Annotated in this window: 12 protein-coding genes; 11 read left to right on the forward strand and 1 reads right to left on the reverse strand. The window is 61.1% G+C overall.

Annotated features, from left to right (window positions below; all coding sequences use genetic code 11):
- Window positions 1-165: 165 nt before the first annotated feature.
- Window positions 166-954: an IclR family transcriptional regulator gene (locus GA566_RS21455; RefSeq protein WP_144198192.1), complete on the forward strand. Its 789-nt coding sequence runs from the start codon at window positions 166-168 to the stop codon at window positions 952-954.
- Here GA566_RS21455 and GA566_RS21460 read toward each other — a convergent pair.
- The gene (locus GA566_RS21460; RefSeq protein WP_186296860.1) at window positions 927-2,750 is read right to left on the reverse strand and encodes a SulP family inorganic anion transporter; all 1,824 of its coding nucleotides are present in this window, start codon (window positions 2,748-2,750) and stop codon (window positions 927-929) included. The genes GA566_RS21455 and GA566_RS21460 overlap by 28 nt on opposite strands.
- A gap of 270 nt (window positions 2,751-3,020) precedes the next feature.
- Here GA566_RS21460 and GA566_RS21465 point away from each other — a divergent pair, with 270 nt between their 5' ends.
- The 10 genes from GA566_RS21465 to GA566_RS21510 all read left to right on the forward strand — a co-directional run bounded on the left by GA566_RS21465 (window position 3,021) and on the right by GA566_RS21510 (window position 14,240).
- On the forward strand, window positions 3,021-3,806 hold the full coding sequence (locus tag GA566_RS21465; protein WP_144198191.1) for a GntR family transcriptional regulator: 786 nt from the start codon (window positions 3,021-3,023) through the stop codon (window positions 3,804-3,806).
- A 66-nt stretch (window positions 3,807-3,872) separates the two neighbouring features.
- The gene (locus GA566_RS21470; RefSeq protein WP_144198190.1) at window positions 3,873-4,856 is read left to right on the forward strand and encodes a tripartite tricarboxylate transporter substrate binding protein; all 984 of its coding nucleotides are present in this window, start codon (window positions 3,873-3,875) and stop codon (window positions 4,854-4,856) included.
- A gap of 4 nt (window positions 4,857-4,860) precedes the next feature.
- On the forward strand, window positions 4,861-6,090 hold the full coding sequence (locus tag GA566_RS21475) for an aconitase X catalytic domain-containing protein (protein ID WP_144198189.1): 1,230 nt from the start codon (window positions 4,861-4,863) through the stop codon (window positions 6,088-6,090).
- Entirely contained in the window at window positions 6,087-6,560 is a 474-nt protein-coding gene (locus tag GA566_RS21480) for an aconitase X swivel domain-containing protein (protein ID WP_227460936.1), read from the forward strand. The genes GA566_RS21475 and GA566_RS21480 overlap by 4 nt, the downstream gene beginning before the upstream one ends.
- Window positions 6,561-6,744: 184 nt before the next feature.
- Complete coding sequence (locus GA566_RS21485; RefSeq protein ID WP_144198187.1) at window positions 6,745-8,214, forward strand: NAD-dependent succinate-semialdehyde dehydrogenase; 1,470 nt, start codon at window positions 6,745-6,747, stop codon at window positions 8,212-8,214.
- 333 nt (window positions 8,215-8,547) lie between these two features.
- Window positions 8,548-9,756 carry a MalY/PatB family protein gene (locus tag GA566_RS21490; RefSeq protein WP_144198186.1) on the forward strand — a complete coding sequence of 403 codons (1,209 nt, stop codon included), beginning with the start codon at window positions 8,548-8,550 and terminating at the stop codon, window positions 9,754-9,756.
- Window positions 9,757-9,758: 2 nt separating this feature from the next.
- Entirely contained in the window at window positions 9,759-10,946 is a 1,188-nt protein-coding gene (locus GA566_RS21495; protein WP_144198185.1) for an MFS transporter, read from the forward strand.
- Between the two features lie 258 nt (window positions 10,947-11,204).
- On the forward strand, window positions 11,205-11,549 hold the full coding sequence (locus tag GA566_RS21500) for a carboxymuconolactone decarboxylase family protein (RefSeq protein ID WP_144198184.1): 345 nt from the start codon (window positions 11,205-11,207) through the stop codon (window positions 11,547-11,549).
- 597 nt (window positions 11,550-12,146) lie between these two features.
- Window positions 12,147-13,130 (forward strand): LysR family transcriptional regulator, encoded by a 984-nt coding sequence (locus GA566_RS21505; protein WP_144198183.1) that lies wholly within the window; start codon window positions 12,147-12,149, stop codon window positions 13,128-13,130.
- A 222-nt stretch (window positions 13,131-13,352) separates the two neighbouring features.
- Window positions 13,353-14,240: an amino acid ABC transporter substrate-binding protein gene (locus GA566_RS21510; protein WP_144198182.1), complete on the forward strand. Its 888-nt coding sequence runs from the start codon at window positions 13,353-13,355 to the stop codon at window positions 14,238-14,240.
- Window positions 14,241-14,298 lie beyond the last annotated feature (58 nt).

The raw sequence follows: 14,298 nt of genomic DNA on the forward strand, positions 1-14,298 counted from the left end.
TATGATTTGCTTGCCTCTGAGACGCGTTGCGATGCAGAGGTGCTTGTCTTAGTATCTTTATCTTCCGCGGCGGCCGTCTCAAGAAGAACCACCCAAACTCGCAGAAACTGAGCCGAAAATCGCAATCACGGCTCGTATTCGCTTATCGCCCCCGAAAGCCAAGTCATGGACGACGACCAACAGATCTCCCCCGAACACAAGATGCTGCGGATCCTGCGCATGCTGGAATGTGTCGCCAGCGCGTCTGAGTCGGTAACCATCGGGCAAATAGCCATGCGACTGGACATCCCGAAGGCATCTGCCGGCCGCTTGGTGGATGTCCTTGTGGCCAACCGATTCCTGGTGCGGATGCCCGGCGAACGAGGCCTGATCCCTGGCCCCCGCAGTACGCAGTTGTCCACGGCTGTCCTGGGCAACAGCGCGTTCCGCAGGCTGTCTCGCAGCGTGCTGCGCGGCCTCGTGGATCGACTGGGCGAAACGTGTAACCTGTCCGCCTTCGACGGAGATCGGGTGCTGTATCTGGACCGTGTCGAAACCAGCCAGCCCCTGCGCATGCATCTGGAGCTCGGTTCCCGACATCCGTTGCACTGCACCGCCGGCGGCAAGCTGTTTCTGTCCCAGCTTCCGAAGCTCGAACGAGAAGCGCTGCTCGATCGCATTACGTTGAATCGCATGACACCGCAGACCTTTGTGAGTCGCCCCACCTTGACGGCCGAGCTCGACAAGCTGGCGGCGCAGCGTATCGGACTGGACGAGGAAGAGTTCGTTACGGGCATGGTGGGACTGGCCGTGCCGATCGCGCTTCCCGGCCAACGCTGCAATGTCGCACTGGTCTGCCACGCGGCGACCGCACGGACCACCCTCACGCAACTGCGGACGCAGTTGCCCCTGCTGCAGGAGGCCGCGCAGCGTCTCTACCCGCTTTTCTATGCGGAGGACGCCTCCCCCGTCTGACGCGTTTCACGCGGGGCCGGCGCCCCGCTGCATTCCTTGAAGACTCGTGCCTTGCACGTCGCACATATGTCGGGATTCAGCCGCGGCACAATATGCTGCAGTGCATCGTGCTTGGTTGCGAAGACGTTCTGCCTGCCCAGTCTGGCAAGGAAGCCACTGCGCATCCACGTCTCCATGACTTGCCGTCTGGGGCGGTGAAAATACAGGTCGCCGCCGGCAGCGCGCAGGTCTGTCAGTTCCTTGTCCCACATCTCAGCGGCCGCCAAGTCAACAAAGTTCATGCTCTTCACCATGGCGAGAACATGTCGACGCTGAGGCGCCTCATCCTTCTGCAACTTCTGCTTCACATGGGGCACGGCGCCAAAGAACAACGCACCCTCGATGCGTACAAGGCGAAGCTGGGGACATTGCAGCGCGGTATCGGGCAACTCATCGGTCGGCCGGAAATGTCGCGCCCCGCTCTCAGCGTCCGGGAGCAGATCGCGGACGGCCGGTCGGGATGTCTGGTACAGATAGGCGCCCAGCGACAGCGCCGTGCCCAGCAACACCGCCACCTCCAGGCGCAGTAGCAACGTGGCCAGCAGCGTGGCGATGGCAATACCGAACTCGATCCGGCTCAGACGCGAAATCTGCCGCAGTCTTGCGACATCGAAAAGGCTCCACGCGACGAGCAGCAGCATGGCCCCGATCGCGGCCAGTGGAATCTGCTCGAGCACTGCCGCGCTGACGGACACCAGCGCCACGAGCAAAATCGCGGCAAACACGCACGCCAAGGGCGTCTTCGCGCCCGCTTCATAGTTGGGCATCGAGCGATTGAGCGATCCGCACGACACGTAGGAGGAGAAGAACCCGCCGACGATGTTCGACAAGCCCTGACCAATGATCTCCCGGTTGCTGTCGATCTGCTGCCCGGACCGCAGCGCGACGGCCTTGGCAATGGAGATCGACTGCCCGATCGCCACGATGGTCAGGGCCGATGCCAACCCCAGCAGATCAGGCAGGGCTTGCCAGGAAAGCTGGGGAACCCGGAACGGCGGAATCGCCGAGGGAATCGGGCCGACAACGCCGACGTGCTGACTCCAGGACGCCGGCGAATGATTGAGCAGAAAGGCCACGCCAAATCCGGTCATCAGCCCGAGCAGCATGAACGGCATCCGCGGCATCAGCCGCTTGACCAGCAACGTCGCCAGCAATGTCCCCCCGGCGACGATGCTGGCACTCCAGTTGATGGTATCGACATGGGTCGCCAGGAATCGCAGCACCCCAAATGCGGAGGTGCCTGGCGGAAGCTGCAACCCGAAAATGTCCTTCAGTGCAAAGAGCGCAATCAGCATTGCCGCGCCGCATGTAAATCCGAGCAGCACCGAGGGCGAAATGAAGTTTGCGAGCGATCCCAGACGGAACAGGCCAATGCCAAGCTGAAGCGCACCGACCAGCACCGTGACGCCCAGTGCAAGCCCGACATATTCGGGACTGCCGGCCACCGCCAGCGGACTGATCATGGCGAAAAGTGCCAGCGAGTTGGCATTGGTTGGTCCGGATACGACATGCCGGCTCGATCCAAACAGCGCGGCCACCACACAGGGCACCACGGCGCTGTAGATGCCGTACTGCGGCGGCAATCCGGCCAGGGTGGCGAACGCCACCCCTTGGGGCAGTGCGAGCACGGCGCCAAGCAGCCCCGCAAGCAAATCGGCCCGGGCCGTCCCCACCGTCACGCCCTGCACCCATGCCGGCACCCATCGCCCCAGATTGGCGATCAATGAAGTGGTGTTTTGACTACTTATGACGCGCATGGGGGACCTATCTTGTATTAATACGATATAGGTCATGTTAGGCAACGCCGGCGTGCAAGGTCAAATCTCCAGGGCGGCAAAAATGAGCCAATTCTCCTTATTTCGTCTCATTTTTCTTGGTTGGCGATGACTTTTTGATAGTAAAAAGGCTAAATCACATCAAGAACCGGTGGACAGCGATGACTGCCGCACATTTCAGTTCTTGCTGTTTCGAGCATCTTGTATAGGATGTTATAGAACAACTCAATACAAGTTAGCCTCTACACGATCATGACCCTCAATACAGGTGACTTTCCGCACACGCCCTTGGAGCCCGACAGCTCGGAACCGCTGTACGTGCAGCTCGGCGGTCGGCTGGCCGCAGAGATTTCCAATGGGACGCTGGTTCCAGGCCAGCAGCTACCCACCGAAGCCGAGCTGATGTCGGCCTACGGCGTGAGCCGCGTGACCGTCCGGCAGGCGATCCAGATGCTTGCACGCACCGGTCAGGTCGTAGCCCGGCGCGGCAAAGGCACGTTTGTCGCCCGCGTAGGCGTGCAGCACGACCTCAATACCCTGCAAGGCTTTCAGGATGCGTTGCGCAGTCAGGGGATCGAGCCGGAGACAGAATTACTGGAATTCTCCGCCTCTGCCGGCCGGCTCGATCCCAATCTTCCCGCTGGGCTCGATCTTCCGGTGCGCCTGCGTCGCCGATACATCGTCGGCAGCGAACCCTTCGCACTGGTGGAGGCCTATCTGCCCGCGCAGGTCGGCGCACTCGGTGAAGAGCGCGTCCGTCAGCTCTCCGTCTACGACATCGTGCAGCACTATCTTGGGCTCCGGATCGGACGGGCCGACGTGGCCATCGAATGCCGGCAGCCGAGTCACCAGATCGCCAACGAGCTGGGCCTGCCCAAGCGCACCAATGTCCTGGTCATGCACCGCACGTCCTTCAGCGGCACGGGCCAGCCATGCGAGCACATGCGCATCCACATCATTCCTGACCGCTATTCATTCAAGTTGAGCCTGCCGGGGCCGCTCGAAATTGCCAGGGCCCTGCAGCCAACCACCGCCTAGCATTCCCCGCCAGACCACTGGCGGTCATAGAAAAGAACAACCACACAACCCACAGGAGACAGGCGTATGCACTCGCAGCAGCGGCGCCGCCAGATGGTTCTGTTCCCGATCGCCGCAGGGCTATCGGCGCTCGGAACCTCACTGGCAAGAGGCGCAGAGCGTTACCCTTCCAAGCCAATTCGGATGGTGGTGCCGTTTCCCGCGGGGGGCCCCACCGATATCGTGGCCCGCCCGTTCGGGTTGCTACTTGGCAATGCGCTCAAACAGTCCGTTGTGATCGACAATCGCGGCGGCGCGGGCGGCTCGATCGGTGCCGCAGCGGTTGCATCGGCAGCGCCGGATGGATACACCCTTTTGGTCGGCACCGTGGGGACGCAATCGATCAATCCCTATCTGTACAAGAAGCTCAGCTACAACCCGCAGAAGGACCTCACGCCCCTGGCGACGATCGCCAGTGCCCCGGTCGCGATCGTCGTCAATGCCGCGACCGGCATCGGATCCCTCGCCGACCTCGTCAGCCAGGCCAAGGCGAAGCCGGGCGCGATGAACTACGGTTCCGCAGGCAATGGCACACCCGGCCACCTGACGGCCGCCATGTTCTGTACCGCGGCGGGGATTCGCCTCGCCCATGTTCCCTACAAGGGTAGCGCCCCGGCGGTCACCGAGGTGATTGGCGGGCAGATTCCCGTGATGTTCGACCCGCTGCAATCGGTACTGCCCCACATCCAGTCGGGCAAGCTCAAGGCGCTTGCGGTCACCAGCCTGCAGCGCTCACCGGTCCTGCCCGATACACCCACCGTTGCAGAACTTGGCTACCCCGACTTCGAAGCCATCGCATGGTGGGCGCTGTATGGGCCCGCCGGCCTCCCCGACGCCGTGTCGAAGCAACTGGTCACGCAGACGCAGCGGATCGTCCAGTCCGCCGAGTTCAACAGCAAGATCAGTAGTCAGGGCCTGCATCCCTTGAGCGTCCCGCTCGCAAGTTTCCAGCAGTCTGAATCAACCAAATGGGGCACAGCCGTACGTGCCACCGGCATTACCATCGAGTGAAATCATGAGACTAAATGAGGAAGAGAAAGCCATGTTGGCCGGTGAAGCCGGCACCGTGGCAAAACTGGCCATCGAACACCAGATCAAGGTCGGCGAATTCTTTGGTGCCGAGGACTTTGTCCCTGTGACGCAAGCCCACATCATGGCGGATACCGAGAGCCTCGGGCAGGCGGGCGTCATGTGGCTAGAGCGCCTGGCGGATGCCAACGAGGGTGGCGTACGGATTCCGACCATTACCGATCCGCGCGGCACCGATTTCTCCAAGGCTTCCGATCTCGGTCAGGCCGAATGGATGGTCGAACTCGAGCGCCGTGCCATCGAAGCCTTTTCGCGGCTCGGCGTCAGCATGACGGACACCTGCATCAACTATCAGACGGTCCTCGCCGCAACACGAGGCGAGCATGTGGCGTTTGGTGATACGGGCGTCGTCATCTACTCGAACTCGGTCGGTGGCGCGCGTTCCAACTTCGAAGGCGGCCCGTCGGCGCTCTCTGCCGGGCTCACCGGTCGCACGCCGCGCTACGGCTATCACCTGGATGCCCAACGTCAGGCTACCCTCCGACTGCGCGCGGACTGGACGCCCCGTGACCTCAGCGAGTGGGGCGCGCTGGGCGGCGTCGTGGGCAAGCTGTCCGGCAATTACTGGCAGGTGCCGGTCATCGAAGGGCTGGACCGCGCGCCCACGTCCGATGAACTCAAACACTTCGGCGCGGCGATGGCAAGCTTCGGCTCCTCCGCCCTGTTTCATCTGATCGGCATCACACCCGAGGCCTCTCGTCTGGAAGATGTCGGCGGCGACAAGCTGCCGGTCGCTCAGCGTATCGGGCAGGCGGATCTGCGCGGCCTGCGTGACAGCTATGCCGTGGAGAAAGGGATCGATGTGGTGGTCTTCTCCGCTCCACAATTGAGCCTGTTCGAACTGCGTGAAATCGCCCGCCTGTGCAAAGGGCGCCGTCTGAAGAAGCCGCTCCTCGCCGTGACGAGCCCCCAGGTCAAACCGGACTGCGATCGTTTCGGATATACGAAAACCATTGAGGAAGCCGGCGGCACCGTACTGTCCGGCATGTGCTTCTACCAGTCCTACGCCCGCGAAATGAAGGAAGCCAAAGGCTGGACGCGCCTCGCCACCAACAGCGCCAAGCTCGTCAACATCCTCGGCGGTTACGGCTACGTGCCGATGCTCGCCACCATGGAGGAATGTGTCACTGCAGCCGAAACCGGAGAACTGAATTGAAAACCGATCCCTACATCGCGCGCCATGCCATGGGCAAGAAGGTCGTCGGCCAGGCCCTGGTTGCCCACGACGGGTTCTCGGCCCGCTATGACCTGAATCGACTGCAAGGGGTCTTCTCCCGTCCCGCGCATAAGCTCGCCGGACAGTCGTACGTCGATCGCATCCTGATCCTGGATACGGCCAAGGGTGGGGTCGCCACGGCTTGGATGCTGCACGAAATGCAATCGCGCAACATGGTACCCAAAGCCATTGTGTTCAACACCGTGAACACGATCCTGGTTCAGGGCGCTGCCCTCGGAGATGTCTCGATGATGGCCGGATTCGACGTCGACATCACGGCCGTGATCCCGCACGGCAGCTTTGTCGAAGTGGACCCCGCCACCAAGTCCATCCGGGTTCTGGATCCTTCCGAGGTGCCGGCCGCAACCGAGCTGGCACCCGGACAAGATCGCATCCATTTCCCCAAATAGCCGACAACACGCTCGGCAGCCATACTGGGCGGCGCACGATCGCGCCGCCCTTTCCATGCCCGCATCCCGGAGACCGGCCATTGGCTTGCCGCGAGGCAGCTTATTGTCTCCGGGAAACGCTCCTGGATTGACTGGCTGAGCGATTCGCCCCCACCTCATGGCGTTAGACCACCCCGCATCAACGATGACAACGACCCCCCATCAGACATCGCGTGAAGGCCTGCCTCCGTACCGCGAACTCTCCCTGTACATCGACGGCACATTTATCAGTGCTCAGGACCGGCAGACAATTGACGTCTTGAATCCGGCATCCTCCGAAGTCCTAGGCAAACTGCCGGTTGCGACCACAGCGGATCTGGACCATGCCCTCGCTTCCGCTGAGCGGGCATTTCAGAGCTGGCGCAAAAGTTCACCGCTGGACCGCTCAGCGATCCTGCGCAGAGTCGCCACGCTAGCAAGAGAACGGGCGCACGACATTGCCAGAGATCTCACGCGCGACCAGGGCAAGCCGCTAGAGGAGGCTCTGTCCGAGATCCTGCGTTGCGCCGAGCACGCGGAATGGCACGCGGAAGAATGTCGTCGCATCTACGGGCGCGTCATTCCCCCAAGAGAACCCGGCATTCGACAAATGGTGGTACGAGAGCCGGTCGGCGTCTGCGCGGCGTTCACACCATGGAATTTCCCCTTCAACCAGGCCATCCGAAAGATCTCTGCCGCCGTGGGCGCGGGTTGTGCGATGGTCCTGAAGGGGCCGGAAGATGCCCCCAGCGCCGTCGTTGCGCTCGCCCACCTGTTTCACGACGCCGGTCTTCCGCCCGGCGTGCTCAATGTGGTCTGGGGCGACCCGCCCACCATTTCCGCACATCTCATCGCGTCGCCTGTGGTGCGCAAAGTCTCCTTCACCGGTTCCGTGCCCGTGGGCAAGCAGCTCGCGGCGATGGCTGGAACGTACATGAAGCGGGTCTCCATGGAACTGGGCGGTCATTCGCCGGTCATCGTGTTTGACGACGCCGATGTTGCGCAGGCGGCCCAGACGCTGGCGAGGTTCAAGCTCCGCAATGCTGGCCAGGTCTGCATTGCACCGACACGCTTCTACGTGCATGCCAAAGTCTATGACCGCTTCGTGGCGCAGTTCACGGAGACGATGGCGTCCGTGCGCGTCGGCGATGGACTCGACCCCACCACGGAAATGGGGCCGCTTGCGCACGGCCGCCGTGTCGAAGCCATGGCGGACTTTCTCGACGACGCCCGCAAGCTGGGTGGCGAGGTCACGTTCGGTGGCAATCGCATCGGAACGGATGGTTTTTTCTTCGAACCGACGGTAGTCGCCGGATTGCCGGATACTGCACGCCTGATGGTCGAAGAGCCTTTTGGCCCGGTTGCCCCCATCGTTCGGTTCCACGCGACCGACGACGTCATCCAGCGTGCGAACAGCCTGCCCTACGGGTTGGCCGCCTATGTCTTCACCAATTCGCTTCAGACCGCCACAACGGTGGCGGATGCGCTGGAAGCCGGTATGGTGGCGATCAACCAGTTCGGGATCTCGCTTGCCGAAACGCCGTTCGGCGGGGTCAAGGACTCCGGGATGGGCAGTGAGGGTGGCGCTGAGACCTTCGATGGTTATCTGGTGACCAAGTTCATCACACAGCGTTAAATCCGCAGGGGCAAGCGGCTAGCTCCGGGGCGCGGTCCGCAGATGAACCCGTCGCGCCCCCCTTGCCCCGCATTGCTCCGCCCCCGAGAGCCGCTTCCGCGCATTGCGTCGCCACGACGGCGGCTTGCCAACGCGGCCCGGCCGTCGCGAGGCCTGCCGGTCAGATCCCACGGAACGCGCCGCCGGCGGACGGGATTGGCGACCTCCCCTCACGGTAACACGGGCCCGAATCCTCATCTTTGAACGACAGTCACAGGTCTTTGTAGGAAGTTGCGCTTCTGCTGCGCGGCGGACGTGCCCAAGATTGAAGCCAGTTCATCTTGAGCATCGCTTATGTACAACTTCGACCAGATTATTGACCGGACCAGCACGAATTCGATGAAATGGGACGGTATGAGGCACCGGCTGACACCGGCACAGCAAGCGAGCGATCCGCTCCCAATGTGGGTTGCGGACATGGATTTTCGTGTTGCACAACCTATTCTCGACGCGATACACCGCGAAGCGGAATTCGGTGTGTTCGGGTATGGTCAAACGTCGGAGAGCTATATTGAGGCGGCCGTTGACTGGCAACGCCGGCGCTTCAACTGGGCAGTGCGTTCCGAGTGGCTGGTCCCCTCTTCCGGCGTCGTCAATGCGCTGAACATGGCAATCCAGGCCTTCTCGCACCCCGGTGACTACGTCATGGTGCAACCCCCGGTGTACATCCACTTCCATCATGACATCGTCATCAACGGCCGACGGTTGCTGGAAGTCCCCCTCACGCGCACGGCCGACGGCTACCGATTTGATCCCGAGGCGTTTGAAGCCGCAATTCGGCCCGGCACGAAGCTCTTTATCCTGTGCAATCCCCATAATCCGACCGGGAACGTGTGGTCACGCGAAGACCTGATGGCAATGGCCGCGATCTGCCAGCGGCACGGCATCCTCGTCGTCTCCGATGAAATCCATGCGGATCTGATCTTTGACCGCAACCTGCAACATATACCGTTCGCCTCGCTGGATCCCGAGATTGCCAACCACTGCATCGTTTGCACGTCTCCCGGCAAGACGTTCAATACAGCAGGCCTGCAGTGCGCCAACATCTTTATCCCCAACCCACGACTCCGGGAAGCCTTCCGTTCGCAATGTGAACGCGGCGGCCTGAACCTGGTGAACACAGTGGGTGCCGCTGCCTGTGAGGCAGCCTATCGATTTGGCGAGTCGTGGGTGGACGCGATGATCGACTACGTTGGCGAAAACCAACGCCATTTCGCGGCTAGTGTTCGCGATCATGCGCTGCCAATTCACGTGGTACCGACTGGTGCACTTTACCTCGCCTGGATGGACTGTCGGGCACTCGGTCTCGCGCCCGCCGAGCTTCACGACTACATGCTTCGGCACGTAGGTCTCTGGCTCGACCCTGGCTCCAAATTCGGCGCCACGGCAGACGGCTACATGCGCATCAATCTCGCCTGCCCACGCAGCACCGTGGACGAAGCGATCCGACGACTGGCGACCGGTCTGCAGGTCGCCGCCTCAACCCCTGCACCCCAACGCTGACGATGCGCTCTCGCGGACTGAATGCCAGTGTCTTGCGCCTGGCCGCTGCCCAGGCACTCGCCGGTGCAAATTCCACGGTCGTGTACGCCACCGGCGCGATCATCGGCCATACATTGGCCCCGCGTCCCGAATTGGCTACGTTACCCATTTCAGTCTTTGTGACCGGCATGGCCCTGGCCACGCTTCCGGTCGGTGCCACCGCGAGGCGTTATGGTCGACCGACTGCCTTCCTTGTCGGCAATGCGTGCGGTGTCTTCACGGGCTTGCTAGCCGCACTGGCCATTGTCATCGGCTCCTTTGCGTTGTTTTGCTTGGCGATGTTGTTCGGCGGCGCATATGCGGCAGTGGTCCTGAGCTTCCGCTTTGCCGCCGCGGAATGTGTCACGCCCGAACTGCGATCTAAGGCCCTCTCAACGGTGCTGGCGGGTGGCGTTGCTGCGGGAGTCTTTGGGCCCCAGCTAGCCACGGCCACCATGACCCTTTGGGCACCGCATACATACGCCGCCACGTATTTGGCAGCCGCCGTGGCGGCGGCCCTCTCCGCCATCGTCCTTCGCGGCGTTCGCTTCGAGCACGCGATCGCAGAAGCGGCCACTGGCGGACGGCCATTGCGCATCATCCTGCGGCAGTCCCCCTTGTTCATCGCGGTGCTTTGCGGCGTCGTCAGCTACATGATGATGAACTTCGTGATGACATCAGCGCCCTTGGCAATGGACATATGCGGCATCCCTCGCGAGGCCGCCAACCTGGGCATTGAATGGCACGTGATCGCGATGTACGCTCCCAGCTTCTTCACCGGCCGGTTGATTGCAAGGTTTGGCACATCCCGCATCATTCTCACAGGCCTCGCCCTGCTTTGCTTGGCGGCGCTGACCGGCATGAGTGGGCTGACGATCAACCATTTCTGGCTATCGCTGGTTCTGCTCGGCATTGGCTGGAACTTCGGATTTCTCGGGGCCTCCGCGTTGGTACTCACCTGCCATTCAGCGGCAGAGCGAACACGTGTGCAGTCGCTGAATGACTTCGTCATTTTCGCCGCGATGGTCGTCGGGTCGTTTACCTCCGGCTCCTTGGTCACTACCCGAAGCTGGGCCACCGTGTGTCTGTATGTGTTGCCGCCCGTGGTGGTGGCCGCCATTGCCGTGGTGCTCCTGCATGCACGCCGGGAGCAGCAGGTGATTGAAGGATAGCCCCCCTCATTGGCATGCTGGCAAATCCAGCGCCGGGGATCGCGGCGGCATGGCGCGACATGCCGCCTCGGCACGTCATCCACCGAACCGCCGCTTTCCCGTCACCGCCTTGATCTTTGAATGCGATTCATAGGTGCTTGGACGAACTTGCGCTTTCGCTACCACGTGCTTGTGGCTAAGAATTGGGGGGCATTCCCGTACACGCACGCAGAAGCGCATGCATGACACGGCTTGTCGTCACCCAATGGAGATATATCAATGATCAAGGACTGGATCGAGCAACTCAAGAAGAACCGTGCCGCAGGCGCAGTATTCGCAAAGGCCTCGCCGAAGCTGATGGAAGGCTTCGTGGCGCTGAACACCAATCAGAATGGCAACGGTGCGCTCGACGCACGCACGCGCGAGTTGATCGCACTGGCCGTCGCGGTGACGACCCGCTGCGAGGGCTGCATCGCCTCCCATGCCAGCGCCGCGCGTCAGGCCGGTGTCACCGAAGCTGAATTGGCCGATGCGCTTGGCACGGCAATGGCCCTCAACGCCGGCGCTGCGTATGTCTATTCCGTACGCGCCTTTGAGGCATTCCAGCAATTCGAAGCAAAGTAAAGCAGCGCCCGGACTCGCCGTCAGGCTTGCTCGCTAGCACCTTCACGACCCGCTCCATGCGGGTCGCGCCGCCTGACACGGATGTTCGCGTGTTGCCGCCCCCCTGTAGCCCCCCTCCCCCTGACTGCCCGTACCGCCGCACGCGTGGGTTGCAGGCGACGTCCTGAGTACCCGCACCGGCTTGCCGACATCTTGGACCCCACGCGGCACCCAGCAATACTCCCCCATTTGCGTACGCGCCCTCGACTTCGGCGCACAGCGACATCGAGCCGTATCGCACTCCCTGCACGGTCGATCGGGCTGGCCATGTGACCTCCGAATCATTGCCCATTTCCCGGCATGGGATTTACCCGAATGGAACAAATAGTTCCATTTGCATACTATGTATTAGCGTCTCACGAGACGCAGAGCTGCCAGCCGCCCCTGCGCCATCCAGGCGACGGCTTTGCCTGCATTCGGGGCATGCGTGACGACGAGACGCTTTTTCGGTGCAGTTCGCCGTGGCGGAAGGTTCCGGGAAGGTCTTTAGCTTGGTCCGGGAATTGCTCTGAATCCGGATGCCAGCCAGACGATGGCCGCGATGAGATAGGGTATGAGATGAAGAGCTTTGCCACACTTACCCAAATGACGGTATTCGCAAGAATCGCCGAATCAGGAAGCCTGTCAGCCGCCGCGCGGGACCTCCACCTGTCTCCCTCTGCCGTGAGCAAAAGCCTGGCTCAGCTCGAAGAGCGCTTGGGCGTGCTGCTTGTCAAACGCACGACACGCAGCCTCACCCTTACCGAGGGAGGACGGCTATTCCTTGAGCGGGCAACATCGATCCTCTCCGATGTGGAGAACACCCTCGATACCGCGCGCCAGTTTGGGCACCCGCATGGAAATCTCAAGCTCAGCAGCTCTATCGCGTTCGGCACCAAGCAACTGACAAATATCGTCGGTAGATATCTCGAAGCGTACCCCGAGGTCAACGCCAACATCATTCTGGACGATCGCTACGTCAATCTCTCTGAGGAGAATTTCGACGTCGCGCTTCGTATCACCGCGGACACGCACTGGGGCTATGCCGCAAGAAAGCTGGCCTGCATCCGCTGGTTGTACTGCGCCTCACCCGAATATCTGGCCAATCACGCCGACATCGATCATCCCCAGGATCTCACGCGTCACGCTTGCTTGGTCTATCCTGCCATGACGCTCGACGGGGCTTGGACATTCCGGCGAGACGAACATACGCAACACATCAAAGTCACGCCGCGCATGACCTCCAACTCGAGTCTGGCACTACGAGAAGCCGCACTCGAGCATCGGGGCATTGCTTGCCTGCCAACCTATCTGGTGGCGGCCGACATCAGCAAAGGCCATCTCCGCGTCGTGGTGCCTCAATACCGGGCAGCGATTGTCCATACGCTGTACGCCATGTACTACCGCTCCAAATACGAAAATCCACTCATTAGAAGCTTTATCGATTTTCTGGCAAATGAATTTGGCGACACGCCACCTTGGGAGCGTGATGCCCTTGCAGCATCCGGTATGCCCTACGCCAAGGAATATCCTCGGGAACTCTATTCACTTGCAAGTGCTTAAGTTCCTCATATCAAACATCGCGTAGCCTCCATCGGCAATCCACAGGAGGATGGCCACGACATTTTGTCGTGGCTTTTGTCGTTGTATTTTGGAATTACCATATTGATTTTAGACAAGAACTCAAAAGTCTCATGAACATAATGCGCTTCTCGGTAAATTTCCAATTTGCTTTAATGAATCCAACAACGACCATGCACCGACCTCACCAGGAAGCCTACGACCATGAAATCCGCGCACCTTCTTATCGCTACGCTGACGCTCATCGCGTGCAACGCTTATGCATCTGATGCCGATACGCTCAGTCGTATCAAGAGCTCCGGTGCGATCACGCTCGGCTACCAGGAAACGGCCGTTCCTTTCTCGTATCTCGGGGACAATGCAGCGCCCACGGGCTTCACCTGGGAGATCTGCCAGAAGATCGTCGGGTCCGTAAAGAAGACCGTCGGGCGCAATGACATTGCCATCAAAAGCCAGCCAGTGACTGGCCAAAACCGAATCCCCCTGCTTGTAAACGGCACCATCGACCTGCAGTGCGGCTCCACTACCAACAATAAGGAACGCGCCAAGCAAGTCGCATTTGCCACGAACACCTTCTACACGGGAACCCGATTCCTTGTGAAGTCGGGCGCCGGCATCGGCTCCATCGCCGATCTGAAGGGGAAAACGGTCGTCTCGACCGTTGGCTCGTCGAATCTCCTGGTACTCCGTCGTGTCAATAAGGAGCGAAATCTGGGGATGGAGATCATCGCCGCCAAAGACAATGCCGAGGCGATGCTGCTCGTACAGTCCGGCCAGGCGGCTGCCTTCGGCATGGACGACATTCTCCTCTATGGCCAACGCGCCGGATCGCGCAACCCGGGCGATTACGCAATCATCGGCGATGCCATTCAGGTCGAACCCTTTGCCATCATGCTCCGCCGCGACGATCCTGAATTCAAGAAGCTCGTGGACGACACGATCTCCGGCCTCATGAAAAGCGGCGAGTTTGATGCGATGTATAAGAAGTGGTTCGAAACGCCGATCCCGCCCAAGGGCATTACGCTTAATGTCCCGATGAGTCAGCCGCTGCGCGACAACATGAAGACGCTCTCGGACAAGCCTGCGCTGTAGATTCTTCTCACCTCAGCGGAATAGGGGGACGACTCGAAACAGTCCCCCTTCTCTCAGT

Source organism: Cupriavidus sp. SW-Y-13, assembly GCF_009793345.1.
Classification (GTDB): domain Bacteria; phylum Pseudomonadota; class Gammaproteobacteria; order Burkholderiales; family Burkholderiaceae; genus Cupriavidus.

Excerpts from the sequence above, each read along its gene's own strand:
- GA566_RS21455 (WP_144198192.1), top strand. The coding sequence starts at position 166 with ATGGACGACGACCAACAGATCTCCCCCGAACACAAGATGCTGCGGATC.
- GA566_RS21460 (WP_186296860.1), bottom strand. The coding sequence starts at position 2,750 with ATGCGCGTCATAAGTAGTCAAAACACCACTTCATTGATCGCCAATCTG.
- GA566_RS21465 (WP_144198191.1), top strand. The coding sequence starts at position 3,021 with ATGACCCTCAATACAGGTGACTTTCCGCACACGCCCTTGGAGCCCGAC.
- GA566_RS21470 (WP_144198190.1), top strand. The coding sequence starts at position 3,873 with ATGCACTCGCAGCAGCGGCGCCGCCAGATGGTTCTGTTCCCGATCGCC.
- GA566_RS21475 (WP_144198189.1), top strand. The coding sequence starts at position 4,861 with ATGAGACTAAATGAGGAAGAGAAAGCCATGTTGGCCGGTGAAGCCGGC.
- GA566_RS21485 (WP_144198187.1), top strand. The coding sequence starts at position 6,745 with ATGACAACGACCCCCCATCAGACATCGCGTGAAGGCCTGCCTCCGTAC.
- GA566_RS21490 (WP_144198186.1), top strand. The coding sequence starts at position 8,548 with ATGTACAACTTCGACCAGATTATTGACCGGACCAGCACGAATTCGATG.
- GA566_RS21495 (WP_144198185.1), top strand. The coding sequence starts at position 9,759 with ATGCGCTCTCGCGGACTGAATGCCAGTGTCTTGCGCCTGGCCGCTGCC.
- GA566_RS21500 (WP_144198184.1), top strand. The coding sequence starts at position 11,205 with ATGATCAAGGACTGGATCGAGCAACTCAAGAAGAACCGTGCCGCAGGC.
- GA566_RS21505 (WP_144198183.1), top strand. The coding sequence starts at position 12,147 with ATGAAGAGCTTTGCCACACTTACCCAAATGACGGTATTCGCAAGAATC.
- GA566_RS21510 (WP_144198182.1), top strand. The coding sequence starts at position 13,353 with ATGAAATCCGCGCACCTTCTTATCGCTACGCTGACGCTCATCGCGTGC.